This window comes from Aeromonas sp. QDB23 (assembly GCF_027707745.1).
Classification (GTDB): domain Bacteria; phylum Pseudomonadota; class Gammaproteobacteria; order Enterobacterales; family Aeromonadaceae; genus Aeromonas; species Aeromonas allosaccharophila.
In genome coordinates this window covers 1-24,351 of sequence record NZ_JAPCJA010000029.1, presented here as the reverse complement: position 1 = coordinate 24,351, position 24,351 = coordinate 1, and the positions used below count along the sequence as shown (strand labels likewise).

General features: G+C 58.7%; 19 protein-coding genes. 5 read left to right on the top strand and 14 right to left on the bottom strand.

Annotation, left to right across the window (positions count from 1 at the left end):
• Positions 1 to 10: 10 nt before the first annotated feature.
• The 8 genes from PG888_RS13310 to tapM all read right to left on the bottom strand — a co-directional run bounded on the left by PG888_RS13310 (position 11) and on the right by tapM (position 8,377).
• Positions 11 to 1,591, bottom strand: a complete 1,581-nt coding sequence (locus PG888_RS13310; RefSeq protein WP_182938028.1) for an SPOR domain-containing protein — start codon at positions 1,589 to 1,591, stop codon at positions 11 to 13.
• Complete coding sequence (gene aroB, locus PG888_RS13305) at positions 1,581 to 2,663, bottom strand: 3-dehydroquinate synthase (RefSeq protein ID WP_182938029.1); 1,083 nt, start codon at positions 2,661 to 2,663, stop codon at positions 1,581 to 1,583. Before aroB ends, PG888_RS13310 begins: the two co-directional genes overlap by 11 nt.
• A 14-nt stretch (positions 2,664 to 2,677) precedes the next feature.
• The gene (gene aroK, locus PG888_RS13300; RefSeq protein WP_005335014.1) at positions 2,678 to 3,196 is read right to left on the bottom strand and encodes a shikimate kinase AroK; all 519 of its coding nucleotides are present in this window, start codon (positions 3,194 to 3,196) and stop codon (positions 2,678 to 2,680) included.
• Between the two features lie 191 nt (positions 3,197 to 3,387).
• Complete coding sequence (gene pilQ, locus PG888_RS13295; protein WP_182938030.1) at positions 3,388 to 5,607, bottom strand: type IV pilus secretin PilQ family protein; 2,220 nt, start codon at positions 5,605 to 5,607, stop codon at positions 3,388 to 3,390.
• Positions 5,608 to 5,623: 16 nt separating this feature from the next.
• Complete coding sequence (locus tag PG888_RS13290) at positions 5,624 to 6,157, bottom strand: pilus assembly protein PilP (protein WP_139406148.1); 534 nt, start codon at positions 6,155 to 6,157, stop codon at positions 5,624 to 5,626.
• On the bottom strand, positions 6,154 to 6,753 hold the full coding sequence (gene tapO / locus PG888_RS13285; RefSeq protein ID WP_182932780.1) for a PilO family type IV pilus biogenesis protein TapO: 600 nt from the start codon (positions 6,751 to 6,753) through the stop codon (positions 6,154 to 6,156). The genes PG888_RS13290 and tapO overlap by 4 nt, the downstream gene beginning before the upstream one ends.
• Complete coding sequence (gene tapN, locus PG888_RS13280; RefSeq protein ID WP_163129365.1) at positions 6,750 to 7,328, bottom strand: PilN family type IV pilus biogenesis protein TapN; 579 nt, start codon at positions 7,326 to 7,328, stop codon at positions 6,750 to 6,752. Before tapN ends, tapO begins: the two co-directional genes overlap by 4 nt.
• The gene (gene tapM, locus PG888_RS13275; RefSeq protein ID WP_163129364.1) at positions 7,316 to 8,377 is read right to left on the bottom strand and encodes a PilM family type IVa pilus assembly protein TapM; all 1,062 of its coding nucleotides are present in this window, start codon (positions 8,375 to 8,377) and stop codon (positions 7,316 to 7,318) included. Before tapM ends, tapN begins: the two co-directional genes overlap by 13 nt.
• 300 nt (positions 8,378 to 8,677) lie before the next feature.
• Here tapM and PG888_RS13270 point away from each other — a divergent pair, with 300 nt between their 5' ends.
• Positions 8,678 to 11,149, top strand: a complete 2,472-nt coding sequence (locus tag PG888_RS13270) for a penicillin-binding protein 1A (RefSeq protein WP_075114178.1) — start codon at positions 8,678 to 8,680, stop codon at positions 11,147 to 11,149.
• A gap of 49 nt (positions 11,150 to 11,198) precedes the next feature.
• Here the strand turns inward: PG888_RS13270 and oxyR are convergent, their stop codons facing one another.
• The 4 genes from oxyR to PG888_RS13250 all read right to left on the bottom strand — a co-directional run bounded on the left by oxyR (position 11,199) and on the right by PG888_RS13250 (position 15,643).
• Positions 11,199 to 12,098 (bottom strand): DNA-binding transcriptional regulator OxyR, encoded by a 900-nt coding sequence (oxyR, locus tag PG888_RS13265; protein ID WP_182938032.1) that lies wholly within the window; start codon positions 12,096 to 12,098, stop codon positions 11,199 to 11,201.
• Positions 12,099 to 12,253: 155 nt separating this feature from the next.
• Positions 12,254 to 13,894, bottom strand: coding sequence for a methyl-accepting chemotaxis protein (locus PG888_RS13260; protein WP_182938033.1), 1,641 nt, complete (start codon positions 13,892 to 13,894; stop codon positions 12,254 to 12,256).
• A 159-nt stretch (positions 13,895 to 14,053) separates the two neighbouring features.
• A complete protein-coding gene (locus tag PG888_RS13255; RefSeq protein WP_182938034.1) occupies positions 14,054 to 14,707 on the bottom strand; it encodes a DsbA family protein in 654 nt (217 codons plus the stop codon).
• A gap of 75 nt (positions 14,708 to 14,782) precedes the next feature.
• Positions 14,783 to 15,643: a Vmh family MBL fold metallo-hydrolase gene (locus PG888_RS13250; RefSeq protein ID WP_075114203.1), complete on the bottom strand. Its 861-nt coding sequence runs from the start codon at positions 15,641 to 15,643 to the stop codon at positions 14,783 to 14,785.
• 126 nt (positions 15,644 to 15,769) lie between these two features.
• On the opposite strand from PG888_RS13250, the gene PG888_RS13245 reads away from it, so the two are divergent.
• Positions 15,770 to 16,693, top strand: coding sequence for a LysR family transcriptional regulator (locus PG888_RS13245; RefSeq protein WP_182938035.1), 924 nt, complete (start codon positions 15,770 to 15,772; stop codon positions 16,691 to 16,693).
• 43 nt (positions 16,694 to 16,736) lie between these two features.
• Here PG888_RS13245 and PG888_RS13240 read toward each other — a convergent pair whose 3' ends face one another.
• A complete protein-coding gene (locus tag PG888_RS13240; RefSeq protein ID WP_182938036.1) occupies positions 16,737 to 17,516 on the bottom strand; it encodes a BPSS1780 family membrane protein in 780 nt (259 codons plus the stop codon).
• A 260-nt stretch (positions 17,517 to 17,776) separates the two neighbouring features.
• Between PG888_RS13240 and PG888_RS13235 the strand changes: the two genes are divergently transcribed.
• Positions 17,777 to 18,598, top strand: a complete 822-nt coding sequence (locus tag PG888_RS13235) for a peptidoglycan DD-metalloendopeptidase family protein (RefSeq protein ID WP_182938037.1) — start codon at positions 17,777 to 17,779, stop codon at positions 18,596 to 18,598.
• A 91-nt stretch (positions 18,599 to 18,689) separates the two neighbouring features.
• Here PG888_RS13235 and PG888_RS13230 read toward each other — a convergent pair whose 3' ends face one another.
• The gene (locus PG888_RS13230; protein ID WP_182939780.1) at positions 18,690 to 20,024 is read right to left on the bottom strand and encodes an MATE family efflux transporter; all 1,335 of its coding nucleotides are present in this window, start codon (positions 20,022 to 20,024) and stop codon (positions 18,690 to 18,692) included.
• A gap of 155 nt (positions 20,025 to 20,179) precedes the next feature.
• On the opposite strand from PG888_RS13230, the gene mscM reads away from it, so the two are divergent.
• Together mscM and PG888_RS13220 are read left to right on the top strand one after the other, a co-directional pair.
• Complete coding sequence (gene mscM / locus PG888_RS13225) at positions 20,180 to 23,461, top strand: miniconductance mechanosensitive channel MscM (protein ID WP_182938038.1); 3,282 nt, start codon at positions 20,180 to 20,182, stop codon at positions 23,459 to 23,461.
• Between the two features lie 24 nt (positions 23,462 to 23,485).
• Positions 23,486 to 24,169: a glycerophosphodiester phosphodiesterase gene (locus PG888_RS13220; RefSeq protein WP_182938039.1), complete on the top strand. Its 684-nt coding sequence runs from the start codon at positions 23,486 to 23,488 to the stop codon at positions 24,167 to 24,169.
• Positions 24,170 to 24,351: the final 182 nt, after the last annotated feature.

The window sequence follows — 24,351 nt, the reverse complement described above, 5'->3', positions numbered from 1 at the left end:
GGTATCAAGGCTATTGCTTCAGTTCTTTTTGTACCTGTGCAAACGACTTGGGCCAGGGCTGACCTTTCAGCAAGGCGGGCGAGAGCTTGCGAATGGCACTCTTGGCCTGGGTCAGACCGGCATAATCCCCTTGCAGCACCACGTACCAGGGGCTGCCACGGAACTTGGTCTGATAGACCCATACCTTACCCGCCAGACCATGTTCGGCGACAAACTGATCCACCGCCTTGGTGTTGCTCGCCCCCATCAGCTGAACGCTGTAGTGGTTGCGCGGCTTCTTGTTCAAGGTGGCGACCGGTGTCAGGGCTACCTTGGGTGCAGGCGCGGCAACCGGCTCGCTGCTGGCGGTGTTGGTGGTAGCCGCAGGCGTTGCGGTTGTCACCGGGCTCTGTGCCTTGCTGGTGCTGGCTGGCGCTGTAGTTGCGACGGCGCCACTGGTAGTTGCGCCGTTCGGGGTCTTGCCGGTCAGCTCGTCCACCACGTCAGTAGGCAGTGCGCCGCTCACCTTGGGTTCGGTCATCAGCTTTTGCACGACCTCGTCAGAGATCACCACCCGACGCCCTTCGTAATTGGTGGATTCGGTGGTCACTGTTTCGCTCTCCACCGATTTGGGCAACACTTTTGCTTCCGGCTGCCAATCCTTCACCACCCCGTTGGGATTGCTGGCGGCATCGCTGTCTTGTGTGCCTTGCGCAGCGGCATCGGTATTCGAGTCGCCTGCGGTGAGGGGAGCGCCTCCCGCTACCGGGATCGGCAATGCAGTGTTCTGCGCCGGATCCTGCAGCGCAGGTTTGCTTTCATTGTCAAACAGCGCAGGCAGCAGGTAGCTCATCGCCAGCAGGCCGCCAGCGACCAGCGCGATAGCGGTGGCAATCTTCTTGACAGGCAACTCCGCCTGACGCTTCTTGGGCCTTCTGTCGGTCATGATATCCTCCAGTAACTGCATGATGGTGGACGGATGTCCGTTCGCCGTTTTCAGGATCTCCTCCACTTGCGGCTTGGGCAAGAGGGTCGCCGGGATCTTGAGCTCTTTGGCTTTCTCATACAAGAAGATGCGCTGCTCGGGCGGGCTCAGTGGCGGCACTTCCAGCTCCAGGGCTGGCATGGCGCGCCCTTTGAGCTGCGGTCGTTGCGTACGACACCAGACGTCACTGCCCGAGACGATAATGGCCAGTTGATGGGGCGCCGCCAGGGTATCGTTATGACGGATGATCGCCCACAACTCTCCCAACAGCTCGGCTGGTAACTGGTCCGCCCGCTCGATCATCAGCAGCAGGGTGGCAGGCTTGCTCCCCTCCAGCATGCGAAAGAAGCTCTCCGCCAGCGCATCCTGTGGGTTGAACAGCGGCCGCGCCACCACCTGTGGCAGCAACAGCTGGCGCACATCCACCATCTTCATGGCAGGCGTACCAATCAGGCTCACCACCCGCACTTTTTCCGGCAACACGCCGAGCAGGGATTCGCACAGGGTACCGCGACCACAACCGGGTTTACCGGAGAGAAAAACGAAAGGGTGATTGAATTCAATCAGATGCAGCAGCCGGTCAACCAGCTGCCGCTGGGAAGGCAGTTTTAGCAGTTTATTTGTCACGACCAGACTCGATCACCGCCAGCAACTCAGCATCGGACACATCCCCCACCACCTGCGCATGGCCGATGCCAACCGGCAACACCAGACGCAGCTTGCCTTCCAGCACCTTCTTGTCACGGCGCATATGGCGAATAAAGGCGGAAAAATCCATCTCGGCAGGAGCATGAATGGGCAAATTGGCGGCCAGCAGCAGGGCGCGCACGCGCGCAACGTCCGCTTCGCTCATCTCGCCACGGGCCTGCGCAGTCCAGGCTGCCAGCATGGTGCCAGCTGATACCGCTTCACCGTGCAGCCAGTTGCCATAACCCTGCTCGGCCTCGATGGCATGACCAAAGGTGTGGCCCAGATTGAGCAGCGCACGGACGCCGTGCTCGGTCTCATCCTGACCGACCACGTCGGCTTTGATCTCGCAGCAGCGTTTGATGGCGTAGGCCAACGCGGCGGGTTCCAGCTGTTGCAGACGCACCATGTTCTGCTCCAGCCAGCTGAAGAAATCAGCATCCCAAATGATGCCGTACTTGATCACCTCGGCCATCCCTGCGGCAAATTCGCGGGCAGGCAAGGTATTCAGACATTCGGTATCGATAACAACCTGCTTGGGCTGATAAAAAGCCCCAATCATGTTCTTACCGAGGGGGTGGTTGACAGCGGTTTTACCGCCGACAGAGGAGTCAACCTGGGAGAGCAGGGTGGTCGGGATCTGGATAAAAGGAATGCCACGTTGATAGCTTGCTGCCGCAAAGCCCACCAGATCCCCGATCACGCCGCCCCCCAGAGCGATCAGTGTCGTATCGCGCCCATGGTTGGTTTCAAGCAGAGCAGACATGATCTGCTCAAAGGTCGCCAGGTTCTTGTATGCCTCGCCGTCAGGCAGGATCAGGTGTTCAACCTGAAAACCCGACAGCAGGGCCGTTACCCGTTCAAGATAGAGCGGAGCAACGACCGTGTTGGTCACTATCATCACCCGCTTGCCCTTGATGGTCGATACCAGCGCCTCGGGGCGCTGCAACAACCCGGCAGCTATCTCGATGGGATAGCTGCGTTCACCCAGTTCGACCTTCAACCGTTCCATGGACGTCCTCTAGATTACATACCGATCAGCTTTACAATTTGATTGGCAACGATTTTTGCGCTCTGGTCATCGGTATGCACAACAAAGTCGGCAACCTCTTCGTACAGGGCATTGCGCTCTTGTGCCAGACGTTCCAGCACTTCGCGTGCCGGTTCTTCGGTCTGTAGCAGAGGGCGGCGTTTGTCTCGCTGTGTGCGCGCCAGCTGCTTTTCAATAGTGGTTTCGAGGTAGACCACGATGCCACGAGCAGACAACTTGTTGCGGGTTTCGCGACTCTTGATGGCACCGCCACCCGTCGCCAGCACGATACCCTGCTGCTCTGACAATTCGCCGATCACCTTCTCTTCGCGAATCCGGAAACCTTCTTCGCCTTCAACATCGAACACCCAGCCGATATCAGCACCACTGCGGCGCTCAATCTCATGATCTGAGTCGAAAAACTCCATATGCAGTTGTTCTGCCAGATGTCTACCTATGGTGCTCTTGCCCGCACCCATGGGACCTATCAGGAAAATATTGCGTTTCTCAGCCATGTCTTTTCGTTAGTAATTACAAACTGTACGACCCCGATGAATACTGGATCGGGGTACCTATGAACCTTATCTTGCGATGGATCAGGAGGGGGATTATCTCAATAGATATCGGGACTGGCAACCGCAGCCCTTACGCCCCAGCCTCATTGGGGCGTAAGGTTATATGTGTTTTACCCTTACATGTAAAGCATTCAGAAGGCGTCGGTGACAATCTTGGGCGTCACAAAAATCAGCAATTCCCGCTTTTTGTTCTCGCTGGTGGTCTTGCGGAACAAGGCCCCCAATCCGGGAATATCACCAAGCAGCGGCACCTTGGTCACATCGCTCTTGATGGTCTGCTGATAGATACCGCCGAGCACCAGGGTCTCGCCGTTGTTCACCAGCACCTGAGTGGTGATGGACTGGGCGTTGATGGAGACTGCATCCCCAGTACCGGTCGGTACCGTTTCACCCTTGGTATCCTGGGTCACGGTCAGATCGAGAATAACCCGATTATCTGGCGTGATCTGCGGTGTCACTTTCAGGCTCAGCACCGCCTTCTTGAAGGTGACCGAGGTGGCCCCACTGGAAGAGGACTCCACATAGGGGATCTCGGTACCCTGCTCGATCAGTGCCGGTTTCTGGTTCGCCGTGGTCACCCGCGGACTGGCGATAATCTCGGCCTTGCTCTCTTTTTCCAGCGCCGACAACTCGAGATCCAGCAAGGTGCCATCAGCCAGACGAGCCACCTGGAAGGCCAGGGTGCCTGCCGCATTGGTCACCGGCAGGTTGACGTTCATCCGGTCATCTACGGTGGGCTTGGTATTGGTACCTGTTCCGTTACCAGAGCCATCATTCCCCTCGATGGAGCCGGATGTGCTGTTGCCGTGGCCATCGTTCTTGGTCACCCCCCAACGCACCCCGAGCGCTTCATCAAAGCCATCATCAATGGTCACCATCCGCGCCTCGATAACCACCTGCTTGACCGGAATATCGAGAATATCGAGCATCCGTTTGATGCTGCTGATGACATCGGCGGTATCCTTGACCACCAACACGTTGGTGCGCTCATCCACGCTCACCGCACCACGGGGTGACAGCAACTTGGTACTTTCGGAAGAGAGCAGGGCAGCCACTTCCGACGCCTTGGCATAGTTGATCTGCAGATATTCGGTATAGAGCTGTGCCAAATCAGCAACCTGATTGCGGCTCTCCAGCTGCTGTTTCTCGCGGGCTGCAATTTCCTCTGCCGGCGCCACCAGCAGAATGTTGTTGTCCAGTCGTTTGTCCAGCCCCCGCACCTTCAAAATGATGTCGAGCGCCTGCTCCCATGGCACCCCATCCAGACGCAACGTAATATTGCCCGCCACCGAATCTGTGGTCACCAGGTTGAGATTGTTGAAGTCAGCAATGAGCTGCAGCACGGTACGTACAGGAATGTCCTGGAAGTTCAATGAGATGGGTTTACCCTGATACTGCTTGGATGCAGTGGTAGTAGTCCGCTTTTTCACCTCGATAATGAAGAGCTTGTCGGCCTGATCGTAACGGTAATCAAACTGACCATTGATCGACAGCTCAAACAGGGTATCGCTCCCCTGCCGGGATACTTCAACCTGAGAGACCGGCGTTGCAAAATCCTGCACATTGATCAGATTAAGCAAGCCATCCGGCACCCGAGTACCATGGAACTTGGCCAGAACGGTCTGGCCGCGACTGCTCACATCGACGGCGGCCGAGCTGTTATCCAGCGTGACCAGAAATTCCCCCTGACCATCTTTGCCACGACGAAAATCCACACCGGTAACCGAATTGAAATAGGCGCCGCCACCACTGCTCTGATAGTTGTTGAGCACCGGCTTGCTTGCTGGTTGTGCTGCTACAGGCGCTGTCACGGGCGCAACAGGCATCGACCGGGCAACGACTTGAGGATTGAGCAGAGCAGAGGAGGAGGTTGCGGCTACCATCGCAGAGGGCGCTGACACCGGGGTAGCCGAGGTAGCAGGTGCAATCAGGGCGCTCTCTCCATTGATGAGCCCTGAGGACGCCCCCTCACCCAATGACACCAGCAATTTGTTACCCTGTTGCTGTACCTGATAGGGAGCCAGCTGATCGAGCGCGATCTTGATATCCAGACCGGCGCCCTTGCCTTCCACCTTGATATTATCCACTCCCTGACGCTGGATAGGCAGCGGGTTGACCTTGAGCGCCCCCACCGCACCGGGAACATGCAACAGCAGTTGATTGGGTTGATAAGAGAGACGATCAGTAAAGCCGGTGACCGGCTCACTGAAACTGAGCTCCACCAGCAGTTGATCAGCAAGCAGAGGATTAACCTTGATCTCCTGCAGGGTTGCCACTGCCCACGCCTGACTGACGGCGCTGGCGCAAAACAGCAAAGCCACTTTGGTTACACGCTCGATTGTTGTTCTCATTGCTGTTCGTCCCTGATTATTGTTTTTCTTGCACATTGGCCATCGCCAACTGGGTTTCTCTTGTTACCCAGCACCCCTTCCCGTCCGGAATGGTTTCCAGCAAGTCCACTGCAGTGTCGGTGATCTTGATGACCCGCCCCTGATCAAGCCCCATATACTGGTTGAGACCAACCCGCATCGATTTGCCATCCGGGGTACTGATCAGGGCCCATAACTGCCCCGCCTTTCCCAAAGAGCCATGCATCGACAGGCTTGCCAGCGAATAATTTTCCAGCACCTCTTTCTCCCGTTCCATCAAGGTCTGAGCACAATCCGGCTGAACCTTGGCACTGCTGGTACTTCCGACCGCCGCCTCGGGCTGGGGAATCATAAAGGGGCTGCGCAACTCCCGCTGCTGGTAGTGCATGGGGGCAAAAGGCTTCAGCTCGGGCAAGGGCTCGATAGGTACGGGAGGCCTTGCCTTGGTCTCGGCGACATAGCTATCCATGTCCTCCTGGCCACCACACGCCGCCAGCAAGAGGGCAGGTAACAACCAGCAGATGCGTCTCATTGTTTCGACTCCACTGTTTTACCGTTGTACTTGTAGGTCTTGGCCAGCATCGACATCGAAATCAGATCTCCTGCATCCTTGCTCTGACCCAAAGTAAAGGAGTCAAGGATGACGATACGGGGCAAGGCAGCCATATCAGCTGTGAACTTGCCAATTTCATGGTAAGTACCCACGACTTCGATACGCATCGGAAGTTCGGTCGAAAACTCGTGCTTGAGCTCGGGTTCCCAGTTTATCCGGTTCAATTTCAGGCCGTTGTCGGTTGCAATAAAGCTGATATCGTCCAGCAGACCGGCGACTTCATGGGTATTGGGCAACTGCTTGAGCTGGGTATCAACCAGTTGCTCAAGCTGGACCATTTGCGCCTTGTATGCCCCCAAGTTGGCTGCCAACATCGCCTTGCTTTCAAACTGGGCTTTCAGCTCGGTCTCCTTCGCCGCTTCCTGGGTCAAATTGGTCAGGGAATTGGCAATCACGTAGTAATAGATGGCACCACCGGTCAACACACAGCAGAAAAGGATGAAGATCCCTTTTGCCCATTTTGGCCAGCTGGCTATGTCATTGATATCCAGCTCGTTGAGTTGCTGAAGGTTCATTTTTGCTCCTTGGCCACATTCCCGGCAGCCGCAGCATTGTTGGCAATCAGAAACATCATGGAAAACTGGCTCAATGACACAGGGGCAACATCAGCTGCAAAAATAGTGCTTATCTTTGACTGGCCCAACCAACCGGAACCATCAATCCGCCGCATCATGCTGGCCACCCGGCCATAGGCTTCGGTCTTGCCGTTTACATCAATAATATTGTTCTGCATCGCGAGGGTATTGAGGTACACCCCGTTGGGCACCAGTGAAGGCAGCTGGTTGAAGAGGCGAACGGGCACATTACGGCGCATCTGTAATTGTTCGATAAGCTGCATCCGATCGATCAGCTCCTTGCGACGCTCCTTGAGCAGACGGATCTCCCCAAGTTGGGCATCCAGAATGGTCATCTCCTGAACCAGTCGCTGGTTGCGCTGCTGCTGGGCGGTAATCTGGCGATCGACCAGCCAGTTGGCAAAAAATCCCAGCGCGACCGTGACCAGTACAAAAATTCCCAGCAAGGCCCCGAACTGTTTCTTTTGGCGCTGGGCTCGAGCTTCACGCCAAGGCAGAAGGTTTATATTTGACATGGTGTGAAACTCCTCAGAGCCAACCCGAATGCCGTCATATATTTAGCGCCATGTACCAGCTCGCCCTCCCCTTTCGGTTTGCCAAACAAGGCAAACAGATCCGGGTGCAGCACTTCGCAATTGACCTCTTCTTTTACCTGTACCAACAAGCCCGGCAGCAGACTGCCTCCTCCTGTCAGCACCAGTTTTGCGATGTCGCGATAACCGGACGAACTGCAAAAGAGCTGAATATTGCGCCGCACCTGCTGCAGCAGCGAGTTGATGTGAGGCATCAGCACATCCAGCTCGTGGTCAACAGGCAAGGTACCTTTGGTTTTGGCCTGCTCCGCCTCATCCAGCGTCATGCCGTAAAAAGAGGAGAGCGCCTGACTGTACTGATCGCCGCCGAAGTTCTGCAAACGGGAGTAGACCACCTCCCCCTTGACCAGCGCGGCAAAGGTCATGGCGCTGGCACCGATGTCGATCACCCCGATCGGCCGTTCACTCTCTTGCAGCTCGGGCAGACAGGCCACTACAGCGCGCCCCAGCGCATGGGCGCCCACATCCACCACCTTGACGGCAATACCTGCTTCGGCAAGGGCGCTTACCCGACCGTTGACGCTCTCGGTACGGGCGGCGCTCAGCAGAACATCCTGACGGTCTTCGCTATTGCCGGTGCCCAGCACCTCAAAATCGAGGCTCACTTCATCGAGGGGGAAGGGAATGATCTGCTCGGCCTCCAGCTGTACCTGATTCTCCAGCTCCTTGTCGCTGAGGCGGGCATCAATCTGGATCACCTTGGTGATCACGTTGGAACCGGTCACTGCGGTAGCGGCATAGTCACTATGACTTGGAATAAGGCGCTTGAGGGTCTTGAGAGATTGGCTGACGCGCTCGATATCCTGTAATTGATAATCGACCAGCGTCCCTTTCGGGGTAGGGATATCGGCAACAGACTCCAGATGCAGCTTGCCGGGACGGCCACTGAGGGTAACGGCCTTGATGGTCTGGCTGCCGAAATCAATACCCACCAGAGGGAGGAGGGAACCCTTATTAAATAGCCCAAACATATACACATCCATGCGTTATTTGGTGTTATTCCTGAACTGAGTGTAGGACACCCAATCAGAGGAGTGCTTTACTCATCCTAAATGCTCTAACTATCAATGTCATAAAGTTTATACCGAAAAGTGACCCATCTCGCTTTCTTCATGACAAGTGACCCTCCTTGGTTATTGCTCCCCGTAGTGCTAACCTCTCGCATCCTTTTGAGGCAGGTGGCTCGCCACAGGAAAACCTCGAATTCCCGATGGCAAAAGGGCTATACTCTGCGCCCGTTGGCTAATTTTAAGACGATTGGTAGTTCTTCCATGCTGAAATGGCTCGTTCGCCTGTTTATTGTCATGATGCTGGGTGCTGTGCTGGGTGTTGCCAGCCTCATCGGTATCTACTTCTATATCAAACCCCAACTGCCCGATGTCACCGCATTGCGTGACGTCAAGCTGGCAACCCCGATGCGGGTTTACAGCCGGGATGGGGAATTGATCGCCCAATATGGCGAAATTCGTCGCATTCCGTTGCGTCTGGACGAAATTCCGCAACCCATGATCGATGCCGTTCTGGCGACCGAAGATGCCCGTTTCTATGAGCACCCGGGCATTGACCCGATTGGCATCATTCGCGCCGCATCGGTGTGGGCTGTCTCCGGCCATGCCCGTCAGGGGGCCAGTACCATCACCCAGCAGGTTGCCCGTAACTTCTTCCTGAGCAATGAGAAGACCATCATCCGCAAGGTCAAGGAGGTCTTCCTGGCCTGGCGGATCGAGCAGAATCTCTCAAAAGACGAGATCCTCGAACTGTACCTCAACAAGATCCCCCTCGGTTATCGCTCCTTCGGGGTCGGTGCTGCAGCGCAGGTTTACTTTGGTAAAGAGGTCAAGGATCTGGGACTGGACGAGATCGCCATCATTGCCGGTCTGCCGAAAGCCCCGTCCATGCTCAACCCCATCCGCTCCCCCGAGCGTGCCTTTGCGCGCCGCAACGTCGTGCTGGGCCGGATGCTGGAAACCGGCAAGATCACCCAGGCCCAGTTTGACGAAGCCTCCAGGATGCCGATCAAGGCCCGTTACCACGGCGCCGAAGTGACCCTGCACGCCCCCTATCTGGGTGAAATGGTTCGCCAGAAGATGGTCGAGCAGTTTGGTGAAGATGCCTACACCATGGGCCTGCATGTCTACACCACCGTCTCTGCCGAACGTCAGCGGGCGGCCAGACAGGCGCTGCTGGATGGCGTCTTTGCCTATGACATGCGCCACGGCTATCGCGGCCCGACGGCGCAGTTGTGGAAAGCGGGTGAAACCAGCTGGGATTACGAACAGATCGTCGCTCACCTTGGCAAACAGCCCACTTATGATCCGCTGATGGCGGCGGTCGTGACCAAGCTCGGTGACCGCAGCGCAACACTGGTGCTGAAAAATGGCAAGGAAGCGGAACTGGGCTGGAACGGTATCAAATGGGCTCGCTCATTTATTACCGACGACCGTCAGAGCTACGCCCCGAAATCGGCGCGTGATGTGCTGAAAGTGGGCGCCCAGATCTGGGTGCGGGAAGAGGGCGAAGAGCTGCTGCTGGCCCAGATCCCGGATGTGAACGCCGCGCTGGTTGCCATGAACCCGAAAAATGGCGCGCTGGAAGCGCTGGTCGGCGGTTTCAGCTTCGAACTGTCCAAATTCAACCGGGTCGATCAGGCACGTCGCCAGATAGGTTCCAACATCAAGCCTTTCCTCTATGCCACCGCGCTGGAGCATGGCTATACCCTGGCATCGCTCATCAACGATGCACCTATCAACCAGTGGGATCCGTCAAAAGGGCCCATGTGGCAGCCCAAGAACTCCCCGGCTGTCTATGATGGTCCAACCCCGCTGCGTCTGGGTCTGGCCAAGTCCAAGAACGTGATGTCGGTTCGACTGATGCGCGCCATCGGTCTGGATACCTATATCGACGGTCTGACCCGCTTTGGCTTCCCGCGCGACTTCATCTCTCCCCATGAGTCGCTGGCGCTCGGTGCTGCCGAATTCACCCCCCTCGAGGTGGTGCGTGGTTACTCGGTACTGGCCAACGGCGGTTTCCTGGTAACCCCTTACTTCATCGATAAAGTGACCGACAGCCTGGAGAACACCCTCTATCAGGCCAATCCTGCCATCGCTTGCACCAGCTGCGAACAGCAGGCCGCACCCGAGCAGAGCACACTGCCGGAGCCAACTGTTGATGGAGCAGCGCAAGATGGCACGCAGACCCCTCTCGCGCCGACCATAGCCCCGCATACTATCAGTGCCCAGAGCGCGTTCCTGATCACCGACACCCTGAGCACCGCAATCTGGGGTGGAAACGGCTGGCGCGGTACTGGCTGGCGTGCAGCCCGCGACCTGAAACGTCACGACATCTCCGGTAAAACCGGTACCACCAACGAATCGCGGGATGCCTGGTTCTCCGGCTACACCCCGGATATCGTCGCCACCTCCTGGATCGGTTTTGACAACCATCAGCGTGGCCTTGGCCGTGCCGAGTTTGGCGGTGGTGCCGCGCAGCCTATCTGGATCGACTTTATGAAAGTCGCCCTGAAAAAACTGCCCGAGAACAAGATGCCGGTTCCCGAAGGGATCATGACGGTGAAGATTGACAGCGAAACCGGTCTGCTGGCGACCGGTGGCGGCACCGACGAATACTTCAAGGAAGGTACCGAGCCGACCCGCTACGCAGCACCGAGCTCGGATGGCAACCAGGTCTACGGCGGTGACAACCCCGCAGTGGAAGGGCCTGTCTCTACCGACGATATCTTCTAAGCCGCTTTCGCGGCAGAAGCAAAACCGGCAGCCAGGGCTGCCGGTTTTTTTATTGGGCCAACTGCTTGGTCATCAGTGTGGCTATCGAGGCGGCCAGCTCGTTGAAACAGGGGCGACGCACCGAGTAGTGGCGATAGAGCAGCGAGATGGTGCGTCCCGGCACCGGGTCGACCACCTGGCGATAGCTCACCCCACCCTCATCATGATCGGCAGGTACGGCCAGCTTTGGCACCAGGGTCATGCCGCTACCGGCGGCTACCATGTTGCGCAGGGTCTCCAGACTGGTGCCCTTGAAGCGCTGATCCTCACCGATCCCGCCGGCAAAACAGAACCCCATCGCCTGATCCCGCAAGCAGTGACCATCGGCCAGCATCAGCAACTTCTTGCCCTTGAGATTGCCAAGCGGCACCTGCCTGGCCTGTGCTTCGGGGTGATGGCAAGGCACCGCCAGCCACATCGGCTCGTGGTAGAGCTGGATTGAACCAAACCCCTCCATCCCCGGCATCTCGGCCAGAATGACGCAATCCAGCTCCCCCTCTTCCAGCCGTTTGAGCAGACTTTGGGTCTGCTCCTCGTAGAGGTAGAACTCCAGCTGGGGAAAACGCTCACGCAGGGTCTGGATAATGCGGGGTAACAGATAGGGGCCCACGGTCGGAATAAAACCGATATGGATTTCCCCGGACATCGGCTCGGAGAAGTGCTGACCGATGCTCTTGAGCTCGCGTACCTCCTTGAGTACCCGACGCGCCTGATGGGCCATGGCATCGCCAGCAGGGGTAAACAGTACCTTGCGCGAGGTACGTTCGATCAGAATGACCCCGAGTTCATCCTCCAGCTTGCGCAGCTGACCGCTCAGGGTGGGTTGACTGACAAAGCAGCGTTCGGCGGCTTTGCGAAAATGTTTTTCCTCATCCAGCGCCACCAGATATTCGAGATCGCGAAGATTCATACAGCAAGAGTCCTGCCTGGAAAATGGGCCATCAGCATGCACAATATCGTCCGGCGGGACAAGTCATCCGCTCGCAGTGAGCCTCTCTGGCTACAGCGCAAAAATAGAAAGCCCGATCACCTCGCGGCAATCGGGCTGTTTGACTCGCCGATGGATTACACCCTGAAGCGGCGCACCATATCCTGCAGCTGGGTAGCCAGATGGTTCAGCTCGTTGCACGCCTGAGCCATCTGAGTGGCACCAGCAGCCACCTCTTCGGAAGCATGGCTGATATTGACCACGTTGCGGTTGAGCTCCTCGCTCACCGCCCCCTGCTCTTCGGTGGCAGTCGCAATCTGGATGTTCATGTGGGAGATACTGCTGACCGAGCCACTGATCTGGGAGATGGACTCGCCAGCTTCCCGCGCGGTAGACACCGTGGTGTTCATCAGCTCCTGACTCTGTTGCATGGTACTGCCCGCCTGTTCGGCACGCTGCTGCAACTCGGCAATGATGGTGTTGATCTGGGAGGTGGAGTCCTGAGTGCGCTTGGCCAGCGTACGCACCTCATCGGCCACCACCGCAAAACCCCGTCCCTGCTCACCGGCACGGGCCGCTTCGATGGCGGCGTTGAGCGCCAGCAGGTTGGTCTGCTCGGCAATGCCGCGGATCACCTCCAGCACCATACCGATATTGCGGCTGTCATCACCCAACTGGCGGATCACCGCTGCGGTGCTCTCGATGGCACCGGCAACCCGTTCAATCCGCTGAATGGAATCATTCACCGTCTTGGCACCAATCTCTGCCGTTTCGCTGGCCGAAGTGGCGGCACTGGCGGCATCACTGGTATTGCGAGAGACCTCCTGAACCGTAGCCTGCATCTCGTTCATCGCCGTCGCCAGCTGGTTCAGCTCATGTTGCTGGGCACTCATGTTGGTGGCTGATTGACGTGCCACCGAGCTCATCTCTTCAGTGGCAGAACTCAGTTGCACCACAGAGCCCGAGACTTCACTCACCAGGGTGCGCAGATTGGTCTGCATCTCGCCAAACCCTTTGGCGAGGGTCCCCAGCTCATCGTTATTGAACTGCTGCATATCGATGCGGGAGGTGAGATCGCCGGAGGAGACCCGGCGAGTCTGCTCCAGCAACACCATCACCGGGTTGCGGATCTGACCGGTCAACAACCAGGCAATCACTACTACAAAGCCCAGCGTCACCAGACTGACGATAATGCTCATGGTTCTGGAATTGCTATACATGGCTGTAATGTCTTTCACCATCTCATCGGCAATCTCATTATTGATTTCCCGCAGGCGATAAGACTTGGCCCCCACCTCTTCCAACGCAGCACGAGTCTCGTTCTTGCGCAAACTTTTGACGCGATCCAGATCGCCAGTAGCAAAGGCACTTAACAACTGGTCATGCACTGCAAAATACTTGGCCCCCGCCGCAACCACCTGCTCATAAACCTGCTTCTCTTCGGCAGTACTAAATTCCAATGCACCATATTTCTGGGCTGCCTGCTCAAACTCCTGCTTGGCCTTGTTGAAGGTTAGAGCTCGTTCACTCACCTCCTGATCATCCTTGTTAAGGCCACCAATTACCTGGGCCAGCTCTGAACGGCGCGCATCCAGCACAGCGACATGCATCTGACTCGCCAGACGAGTAGAAGGCAGCAAATTGCCGGTAATGGTCTCGGTATCACTATGGAGCTTTGCTAACTGACTGATGGAGAACCAGGCAAAGCCAAGAACCAGCAAGGCCAGAATGGCAAATCCGGCGCTCAGTTTCTGGCCAATAGACATGTTTTTGAACATATGAGGGCTTCCTTGAAATAAGTCTGCACTCCCGCAAATCCGCCGGGAATGGTCATATAGAGCATAGCCTGCACCCGGAAAACGGAAGGATTTCATACCGTTCCCCTGATGGTCAGGCTATCGGCGCCAGACTCGCTTCCTGAAGCTTCTCCAAATGAATCAACCCGCATTATCCAGCAGCGTCAGCAGATGCGCACGCAGACCATCCGGATCCCCCAGAAAATCGGCCACGCGAACAGTCGCTACCCGACCGTTGTGCATCAACCCGAGGGTTGGATACCCCTGACCGCCGAGCCGCTGCATCCAGCCCTGGCTGGCTGCCAGATGTGGCAACAAAGGGGCCTGCAGATAGGCTTGCTGGAATGCCTCGGCAGCAATTCCCTGCTCTGCCGCCAGCGTGGCGAGAAACGCCGGCTCACCAATCCAGATCCCGTCCCGATAGTGGGACTGCTGGATCCGGTGCAGCATCGCAAGACCATCGCCACCCAGTGCCGTGACGGCCAAAACCGCACGGATCGGCTGCTCGGAGTCCAGTAGGCTCCCTTCCCGCAGCAGCAGTTCATTGAAGTAACGCTCGCCAAAATGCTGGCCGGTCAGCGCTTCGATCCGCTGATCATGGGGGCGCACATAATCACGCAATGCCTCGCCCATCGGCTGACGGCGGCTGCCCAGCCAGAGGCCGCCTGCATGCAGCTCGATCTTGAGCCCGTCAAGGGTGGCTGCCGCCTGCAACAGGGGGGCGGCACCGTAGCACCAGCCACAGAGCGGGTCATAGACATAATGGAGGGTGGTTTGTTGTTCGCTCATCGTCATTCTCGCTTCAATCTTGGATAAAAAACCGGGCGCTGGGGCCCGGTAAAAAAACACAGGGAGAGCAGGCTCAGTGGCTTACCACTTCATTTCGCCGGTATTGACCTTGGCGCCGATGGCCAGACCATCGTCAACCGGCAGTGCCGGATAGGCTTTCTTCAGAGCCTCGATCAGCTCGCCAGAGTTTTTCGCCTTGGCCAGCGCCTGCTCGAAACGCTGTACATAGTCACGGGTAAAGGTCACAGCGGCAGTGCCTTTGGGAGCAGTCCCCAGGAAGTGACCCGGCACCACGCGCTCGGGTTTCAGGGCCAGCAGGTTGTCCAGCGCCTTGACCCAGTTGCTGCGGGCCGCTTTGGTCTGGCTATCCGCCATCCAGACATGCACCCCGTGATAAACCGGCACACCACCAAAAGCCGTCTTGATGGAAGGGGCCCAGAGGTAGGCATTCGGGGTGTTCATCTCTTTGATTTCAATCTTCTCGCCATCCAGCGTCAGGTGGCTGGCAGTCATCACTTGCGGCACGGTCAGGCTCTTCGGTGCGCCCTTGCCCAGGATCGGACTCCAGTAGCTCAGCTTGGCATCCTTGGTCTGGTTGATATGGTCAACCACATGCTGGTCGGCCAGCACTTTGACATCCGGGAACGCAGCCATGACCGGCTCCAGACCGAAGTAGAAGTCGGGATCACCGGCACTGATATAGACAGTGGTCAGCTTCTTGCCGCTCTTCTTGATCATGTCCACCAGCGCCTGACCATTTTGCACGTCGAACTGGGCATCGATCAGGATGGCCTCCTTGTCACCGGTCACCAGTGAGGAGGAGACCGGGAAGATCGCCTTCTCGCCAGGGTTGTAGACGGTCACGCTCAGGGGGGCGGCCAGGGCAGCGCCACTCAGCAGGGTGGTCGCCAGAGTCAGGTTACGGATCAGGGTGTTGTTCATCATCTATTCCTCATTAAGTATTCGGGGGTTCATTTGATGGACAGAGTGTATTGGATCGACTAAGTTGCAAATACAGCGTAAAAAGCGCATCACTGTTGCATATATCGAACATATTGAGAGTCATAGATGGATCGACTGACCGCATTGCGGGTCTTCGTCAGCGTTGTCGAGCAGGGGAGTCTGAGCGGCGCCGGGGAGAAACTGGATATGTCGCGCGCCATGGTGTCGCGCTATCTGGCCGAACTGGAGAGCTGGATGGGCGCCCGCCTGCTGCACCGCACCACCCGCCGTCTGAGCCTGACCGGGCCGGGAGAAGAGGCACTGAACCGGGCCCGTACCATGCTGGCGCTCGGCGAGGAGATGGAACAGATTGCCGTGAAGAGCGATGACGCCCCCAAGGGGCAACTGCGGATCACCAGCAGCTACTCCCTGTCTGAAGCGCTGCTGGTCGGGGCGGCCAACGACTATCTGGCGCAATACCCGGGAACGGCCATCGACATCCTGTTGCTCGACAGAACCGTCAATCTGGTGGAGGAGCGGATCGATCTGGCGGTGCGCATCACCAACGACCTCGACCCCAATCTGGTGGCTCGTCGTCTCGGCACCTGCCACTCGGTGGTCTGTGCCAGCCCGGCCTATCTGGCCCGTCATCCGATGCCGCACAAGGTGCAGGATCTGGCGCTGCACAACTGCCTCACCTACACCTACTTCGGCAAAAGCCTGTGGGAGTTCAATGGCCCGGATGGCCCCGAGTCGGTGCCGGTCAGCGGTAACCTGAGCGCCAATATCTCCAACCTGCTGCTGGAGGCGACGCTCGGCGGCACCGGGATCAGCCTGCAGCCGCTCTACTCGGCCCAGCCCTATCTGGAGCGGGGAGAGCTGGTGCCCCTGCTGACCGACTGGCAACCGAAGCGACTCGGGATCTACGGGGTCTATGCCACCCGCAAACAGATGTCACCGCTGCTGCGCAGCTTCCTCGACTTTCTGCTGGCCCGCATGGCGGCCGATCCCGTCTGGCAGGAGGTGAGTCCTCCTCACAGCCGAAAATGAAGAAGGGGCCGCTGCGGGCCCCTTCTTTATCTTCATCCGTTGATCAGGCTTCAAAACCGAATGGTTCTGAGTGCGGCGCTTCCTGCTGCGCACTCTCGTCGAGGAAAATATCCCGATAAGCCACATAGATGGAGTAGTTGAGCGCCGGGATCACCACCAGCAGACCCACCAGCAGCAGCGCCGCGCCAAACAGCAGCAACATGGCTGAGAGCAGCCCCCACCAGAAGAAGGGCCACATATTGCGCCAGCAGCCAGCGAAGCTCAGCCGTACCGCCTGGATGATGCCGATATCGTGGAAATAGATGAGCGCCGGTGCAAAGGTGACCCCCATCAGCACGGGAACGATGAGCAGCATCCCCACCAGCAATACCAGCAGCAGTTGCTGCAACTGGCTGGCAGAGACCACCATGCTCTCGGGATCCTGAGTCAGTAGCGGGAGCAGTCCCCACATGGAGAGCAGACCGAGACAGACGAGGCCGATCAGGCTGAACAGCAGCAACACCAGCAGACCACCGAGCATCAGCGGGGTCAACTTGTGGCGAAAACCGGCAAAAAGATCGGTGAACTGCAGCGGCTCGCCCCGATAACCCCGAGCGGCGACCGCCACCCAACCCGCCCCCCACACCATGTAGAGCAGTTGGGAGATAAGGCCACCCGCCGGCAGTTGCTCCAACAGCATGCCCACCATAAACCAGACCAGCACCATGGCCACGCTGATCCCCATCCCCTTGTTGAAGATATCGAACCCGCTGCGAACCCAGACCCAGCCACGACCTGTCGTGTGCCGGGCAGGTGTGGTGCGCAAAGGGGGTAATCCGTTCATATCGTCTCCTCGGAGTGTCGGTGGCATCAGTGCCGGAAGCCGATTCTAGAGCCAGGGCGGGGGCGACTCAATGGCGATGCGGCCCCATCACGACATAAAACCTGACGCAGCGATGCACAAAAGGGGCGTCAGCCACGTCCCACCTCTGGCTGCCCCGACCATAACGAGGCACAATCTGCCCCCTCCCCCGAGCGCCACAGTGCCGGGTAATGGAGTGTCATCCTGCCATCCCGGGCGTTTTAACATCGCGTGGTATCGTCATGAGAGTCGTTTGTTGTCTGTTGTTGTTACTGGCCAGCCAGTCAGCCCTGGCCGAAGGGTTTATCAGTCGCCTGCTCAACCATCCGGTGCCGGGTGGCGTTGCGGTGATCCCTCTTGGCGCGTCTGTCACTGCACCCACGGCCCGCTATCACGACAAGCCTGTGCTGGTGGTGCGTGAAGACAATCAGTGGATAGCTATCGTCGGCATCTCTCTCAAAAACCCGCTTGGGGCCCAGCAACTGACTACCGGAGATGGCCGCACTCTCGGCTTCACCGTCACCCCCAAGCACTACCGCGAGCAACACATCAAGCTCAAGAACAGCCGTCAGGTCAATCCGCTCGCCGAGGATATGACCCGCATCAACCGCGAGCTGGCGGAGCAGACCCGCGCCTACCAGACCTTCAGCCCCAACCAGCCGAGCAACCTGATGTTCGACAAGCCGGTCAACGGCCCCCTCTCCAGCCCGTTTGGCCTGCGTCGCTTCTTCAATGGCGAGGAGCGCAACCCCCACTCCGGCCTCGACTTCGCCGTCGGCGCCGGCACCCCGATCAAGTCCCCCGCCGCTGGCAAGGTGATCCTGATTGGCGACTACTTCTTCAACGGCAATACCGTCTTTGTCGACCACGGTCAGGGGCTCATCAGCATGTTCTGCCACATGTCGAAGATCGATGTGAAGCTGGGTCAAAGCCTGCCGCGCGGCGGCATCGTCGGGCGAGTCGGTTCGACCGGTCGCGCCACCGGCCCCCATATGCACTGGAACGTCAGCCTCAACGATACCCGGGTCGATCCCGCCATCTTTATCGGGGCCTTCAAGCCCTGAGTCGGCACCGACCGTTAACAAAAAGTCCGTTAACAAGACAGGCAGCCCATGGCTGCCTGTCTGCTATCTGCACGTCGAACCTGATTGTCTATCATGCCTGTGCATGGGCGCCAGACTCCCGACGCATCGCCCGCCACATCACCAGCACCAGCAAGGAACTGCAGGTTGGCAATGCCAGCCAGACCCCGGGCACGCCCCACAAGGTCGAGAATCCCCACAAGAAACCGCCGATCAGCACCAGTTTGCCGCCGGTGAGCAGGGAGGCGATGCGAGCCCGGTTGATGGCCTGAAAATAGGTAGCCCCCACCAGCAGCAAGCCCTCCATCGGCAGCCCCCAGAAGTAGAGCCAGATCCCGAGGCTTGCCACCGGCAGCAGGGTGGCATTGTCACCGGCAAACAGATAAACCGCCGCCTCCGGCCACAGATAGAGCGGGATCATGGCGCACAGGGCGATCCCCAGCGTCACCCCGAGCGCCAGGTTGCGCACCCGCAGCACCCGCTGCCAGTGACCGGCACCCGCGTTGAAGCTGGCGATGGGCTGGATACCCATGGCGATCCCCTCGAACACCAGATAGAAGAAGGCCTCGGTGTAGCTGATCACCCCGTAGGCGGCCACATGCAGCGACGTGCCCACCGCCAGCAGCGCCTTGTTGTGCAGCGCCAGTACCACCGAGAGGTAGAGGTACATCAAAAAACTCGATACCCCGAGGCGCACTGTCTCGCCCATCAACCGCAGATCGGGGCGCAGGGTGTCCCAGCTTATCCGCAGTTGGCTACGCGGCGTGAAGAAGTGCCACAGGCAGGCGATGCCCGTCACGGCCTGGGAGAGCATGGTGGCCGTCGCCACCCCGGCCAGCCCGAACGGGAACACCACCATCAGCAGATAGTCGAGCAGCACATTGAGCAGCCCCCCGACCACCATGATGATGGTGACAAAGCCGGGGCGACCATCGTTGCGCAGCAGCGAGCTGAACGCCATCGACAGCACCGCAAAGACGCCGAGCCAGGCGTAGGCCTGCAGGTAGGCGAGCCCGGCGGTGAAGATCTCCCCCTCAGCCCCCATCCAGGCCAGCATCGGCTCGCCATAGCGGATCCCGATAACGCTGAGCAACAGCGATGTCAGCAACACCATCACCAGCGCATTGCCGACGATATGGCGAGCTTTGGCTGGGTTGCCCTGGCCCAGATAGAAGGAGACCAGCGATGAGGCCCCCATGCCGATCAGCGCCCCCACCGCATAGAGCACGGCGCAGATGGGGTAGGCCAGCATCAGACCGGCCATGCCATCCTGACCCAGCACATGGCCAACGAAGATGCCATCGATGGTGACATAGATGCCGGTGATCAGCATGGCGGCCACGGTCGGGGTTACGTAACGCCAGAAAAGGCGAGATAGCGGGGCTGTGCCCAGATCAACAGCTGACATATTCAACCCGGTGGAGAGAGAGCGGCCGGGATCATAGCGAAACGGCAGCATGACTTCCTGTTATTTGTGTTATGAATCATTAATATGGACTGCTTTACCGGCCTCCCTACCCTGTTTTAGGCTAGGGCCACCTCTTCTGAACGGAAACGAGCCTCATGTTGCAACGCCTGCTCACCCTCTTGCTGCTCTCCCTTATCTTGTTGCCACCAGCCGCGCGCGCCGACGATGCCATTGACCAAATCGAAGCATTGCTACAGAGCGTGCCCAAGAGCGACACCCCGGAAAACCAGAAACTGCGGGAGAGCTACCAGCAGGCGCTGCAATTTGCCAGAGAGGCCGAGCGCTACCGGGAGCAGAGCAAGGCCTATCAGCAGATCCTCATCGATTACCCCAAGGAGTCGGCGCGCCTCAAGGAGAGCCTGCACAACTATCAGCCCGCCGATCGCCCGCCGCTGACGAGCCTCAAGGAGGAGGCGCTGCGTCAGGCCATTGGCCTGAGCAGCAACCGCCAGCTCAACCTGCGCAAGGAGCGGCAGGGGGTGATGGACAGCCTCAACCAGCTGGAAAGCACCGGGCAAGAGTATCACCTGCGGGTGGATGATCTGCGCAAACAGCTGCAACTGACCCGCAGCCAGCTGGAGCGGCTGAGCTTCAGCAGCGAATCGGATCGCCAGCAGGAGGCCCAGTTGCTGCTGACCAGAATGAAGGAGCAGAGTCTGTCCGACCGGATCCAGATGCTGGAGCTGGAGCAGCTCTCGGCCCAGCAGCGCAACGATCTCGGCAAACTGAAACTGCAGGAGCTCAATCTGGCCATCGCCGACGAGGATGAGTGGCAAGCCAGCCTGCTGACCCAGCAGAACCAGCTGCGACGGGAGAAGACCGAGCAGGCGCTGGAGGAGAGCGAGCGGCTGCGCAAACAGCTCACCACTGACATGCCGCTGCTGCTGGAACAGCAACAGCAGAATCAGGCGCTCTCGATCCAGCTCGGCACGCTGGAGGATCAGATTGAGCGGGTGCAGGACGAGCAGCGCAGTGTCGACAAGAATCTGTTTGAACTGAATGAGCTGGTCAACTCGGTGCGCGAACAGCTGGAGTGGTTGCAGATCAGTAATGCCTATGGCGAGAACCTGCGCAGCAAACTCTCCGATCTGCCCCCCCTGTTCCCCCTCGACAAGCTGGAGTCCGCCATCGTCAACGCCCGCATGGCCAAGTACCAGTACGAGAGCGAGCAGGATGGGCTCAAGGATACCCGTCTGTTGCGCGACAAGCTGCTGGCAGAAGAGGAGGTGACGCTGGATCGCCCGCAATTGTCGGTGCTCGACAACCTGCTCAAGGCCCGGCGCCAGCTGCTGACCCGGCTCAACGACGCCTCCGACACCCTGATCCAGGAGCAGACCCGGCTCAAGCTGCTCTACAGCCGCCAGAACAGCAAGATCGACGAGATCCGCGAGATCAGTGCCAGCCACCTGTTCTGGATGCCGGATGTGCGCCCCTTTACCCCACAGGTGATGCTCGGCATTCCTGCCGCGCTGACGCTGGCCTTCAACCCGGACAACTGGCTGCAACTGCCCTATGCCATCGCCGAGAACAACCCGCTGAGCCTCACTCTGGCCGGCATTGGTCTGCTGGTGCTGGCCTGGAGCTGGTTCAAACTGGTCCGTCACCTGAACCAGTATTGCGACCATAGTGCGCCGCGGATCGGCAAGGTGACCCAGGACAAATTCAGCCTCACCAGCCGCTTGCTGCTGCGCTCCCTGCTCGCCTCGCTCCCCTTGCCCGCCATGGTGCTGATGGTGCGCGGCCTGCTCGAAGGGGCCTGGCAATACCCGTTTGCGGTGGCGGTGGCGCGTGGCCTTGGCGAGATCTGGTTTCTGCTGCTGGCGCTGGTGATGGCCCGCCATCTGACACTAGAGCGGGGGATCCTGACTCACCACTTCCGCTGGCCGAGAGAGCGGGTGCAGCAGGTTTGGAACCAGTTCCGCACCCTGCTGCTGGTGCTGATCCCGAGCTTCTTCTTACAGGGGATGGCCAACAGCTATCAGGAGCACGCCTTCTACGACTCCCTCGGCCGGATGGCCTTCATGATCGGCGCCCTCTGGCTGCTGCTCTTTTTTGCCCGCCTCAACCGGGAGCGGCTGCCGCTCACCTGGGGCCAGAGCGACATGACCAAGCCCCACCTGCTGCACCACTTCATCTGGAACAGCCTGATGCTGGCACCACTGCTGGCGGTGATCGGTGCCCTGTTTGGCTACTTCTATACCTCGCGCATCCTGCTGCGCCAGCTGGAGCTGAGCCTGCTGATGGGGCTGGGCTGCCTGCTGGTCTACTATCTGGCCAGACGCTGGATGCTGATCCAGCGCCGCCGTCTCGCCTTCGAGCGCGCCAAGAGCAAACGGGCCGAAATCCTGGCCCAGCGTGGTCGTGACGACAATCAGGAGGAGCTGAGTTCGGAGATCCCCGATGTAGTGGAAGAGACCGAGCTGGATCTCGATACCATCAGCGCCCAGTCGCTGGGGCTGGTGCGCACCCTGTTGATGCTGGGCTTCACCATGCTGGTGGTGGTGCAATGGTCTGATCTCAACTCAGCGTTCAGCTTCCTCAGCAATATCGAGGTGTGGCAGGTGAGCAACAAGATTGGCGGTATCGAGCAGCTCTCGGCCATCACCTTGCAGGATCTGATGCTGACCGCCTTCGTCTTTATCCTGACCGTGGTGACTGCCCGCAACCTGCCGGGGCTGATGGAGCTGACCCTGCTGCAACATCTGAGCCTCTCCCCCGGAACCGGCTTTGCCCTCACCACCACCAGCAAGTATCTGGTGATCCTGATCGGCGCCCTCACCGGTTTCTCCATGCTTGGCATCGACTGGTCGAAGACCCAGTGGCTGGTCGCCGCCCTCTCGGTGGGGCTGGGTTTCGGTCTGCAGGAGATCTTCGCCAACTTTGTCTCCGGCCTCATCATCCTGTTTGAAAAGCCGATCCGGCTCGGTGATACCGTCACCATCCGCGATCTCACCGGCACCGTCACCAAGATAAAAACCCGGGCGACGACTATCGTGGATTGGGATCGCAAGGAGATCATCGTGCCCAACAAGGCCTTCATCACCGAGCAGTTCATCAACTGGTCGCTCTCCGACGCCATCACCCGGGTCAAACTGCGGATCCGCATCGGCCTGACCCGGGATCCGAAACTGGTACAGCGTATTCTGGAAGAGTCCATCCAGGCATCGACCCTGGTGCTGGAGACGCCGACGCCCGAGGTGTTCCTGATCGAATTTACCGACTCTGCGCTGATCTACGAGATCCGCCTCTACGTCAACAACATGGATCACCGGATGCCCATCACCCACGAGGTTCACTCGCTGGTGCTGGAGAAGATGCAGCAGCAGGGACTTACCCTGCCCCATCAACAGATCGACATTCACCTGAGCCGCGGCTGACCCGCGAGGTATAAGGAGCAGAACATGCAGATTATTGCCCACCGTGGCGCCAGCGGTCTGGCACCGGAGAACACCCTCAAGGCGATGGCCAAAGCGCTGGAGCTGGGAGCGCCAGCCATCGAGATCGACGTACAGGCGGCCGATGGCGAGTTGTGGGTCTTTCACGACCGGCGGCTGGAGCGCTGCACCAACGGTAAGGGAGTATTAACCGAGCAGTCGCGCTCCTATCTGGAGCAGCTCGATGCCGGTGAGGGAGAGCTGATCCCGACCCTGTGGCAGGTGATGGAGATCATCGCCGGACGCTGCGAGCTGCATATCGAGCTCAAGGGCGCTCATACCGCCGACGCGGTGGCAACCCTGACCCGACGGGCAGAGGCCGAGCTTTGCTTTACTCCTGGCCAGTGGGTGGTCTCCTCCTTCCATCACCCTGAGCTGGCCCGACTTGCCGCCTTGCGGCCCGATATCCGGCTCGGCGCCTTGACCGCCAATCTGCCGCTCAACCTGGCGCAGTTTGCCGACGAGCTGGGAGCCTGGTCACTCAACTGCGACGTGGATTTCGTTGACCCGACACTGGTTGAAGATGCCCATCGACGCGGGTTAAGGGTGCTGGTTTATACCGTTGATTACCCTGAGGATTATGAAACGCTCGCCAGGATGGGGGTCGATGGAATCTTTACCAATCGGCCGGATCGTTTTCTGGCGCCATAAGGGCGCGATACACATATGGATAACCACTGATTTAGGCACTAACTTTAAATAGCTGACCGGGATACAAAGAGTTCAATTTCGGCCGATAAGAACAGGCTCATAACACTTAACCATCCCCTCATATGAGCGAGGCGTGGCGCGGCTTCTGAGGTATGATCGCCATCCTTGACCAGCTAATACCC

Coding starts and splice junctions, on each gene's coding strand:
- oxyR (WP_182938032.1), bottom strand. CDS start 12,098: ATGAATCTTCGCGATCTCGAATATCTGGTGGCGCTGGATGAGGAAAAA.
- tapO (WP_182932780.1), bottom strand. CDS start 6,753: ATGAACCTTCAGCAACTCAACGAGCTGGATATCAATGACATAGCCAGC.
- PG888_RS13290 (WP_139406148.1), bottom strand. CDS start 6,157: ATGAGACGCATCTGCTGGTTGTTACCTGCCCTCTTGCTGGCGGCGTGT.
- aroK (WP_005335014.1), bottom strand. CDS start 3,196: ATGGCTGAGAAACGCAATATTTTCCTGATAGGTCCCATGGGTGCGGGC.
- mscM (WP_182938038.1), top strand. CDS start 20,180: ATGTTGCAACGCCTGCTCACCCTCTTGCTGCTCTCCCTTATCTTGTTG.
- PG888_RS13245 (WP_182938035.1), top strand. CDS start 15,770: ATGGATCGACTGACCGCATTGCGGGTCTTCGTCAGCGTTGTCGAGCAG.
- tapM (WP_163129364.1), bottom strand. CDS start 8,377: ATGTTTGGGCTATTTAATAAGGGTTCCCTCCTCCCTCTGGTGGGTATT.
- tapN (WP_163129365.1), bottom strand. CDS start 7,328: ATGTCAAATATAAACCTTCTGCCTTGGCGTGAAGCTCGAGCCCAGCGC.
- PG888_RS13240 (WP_182938036.1), bottom strand. CDS start 17,516: ATGAACGGATTACCCCCTTTGCGCACCACACCTGCCCGGCACACGACA.
- PG888_RS13220 (WP_182938039.1), top strand. CDS start 23,486: ATGCAGATTATTGCCCACCGTGGCGCCAGCGGTCTGGCACCGGAGAAC.
- aroB (WP_182938029.1), bottom strand. CDS start 2,663: ATGGAACGGTTGAAGGTCGAACTGGGTGAACGCAGCTATCCCATCGAG.
- PG888_RS13255 (WP_182938034.1), bottom strand. CDS start 14,707: ATGACGATGAGCGAACAACAAACCACCCTCCATTATGTCTATGACCCG.
- PG888_RS13260 (WP_182938033.1), bottom strand. CDS start 13,894: ATGTTCAAAAACATGTCTATTGGCCAGAAACTGAGCGCCGGATTTGCC.
- pilQ (WP_182938030.1), bottom strand. CDS start 5,607: ATGAGAACAACAATCGAGCGTGTAACCAAAGTGGCTTTGCTGTTTTGC.
- PG888_RS13235 (WP_182938037.1), top strand. CDS start 17,777: ATGAGAGTCGTTTGTTGTCTGTTGTTGTTACTGGCCAGCCAGTCAGCC.
- PG888_RS13250 (WP_075114203.1), bottom strand. CDS start 15,643: ATGAACAACACCCTGATCCGTAACCTGACTCTGGCGACCACCCTGCTG.
- PG888_RS13270 (WP_075114178.1), top strand. CDS start 8,678: ATGCTGAAATGGCTCGTTCGCCTGTTTATTGTCATGATGCTGGGTGCT.
- PG888_RS13230 (WP_182939780.1), bottom strand. CDS start 20,024: ATGTCAGCTGTTGATCTGGGCACAGCCCCGCTATCTCGCCTTTTCTGG.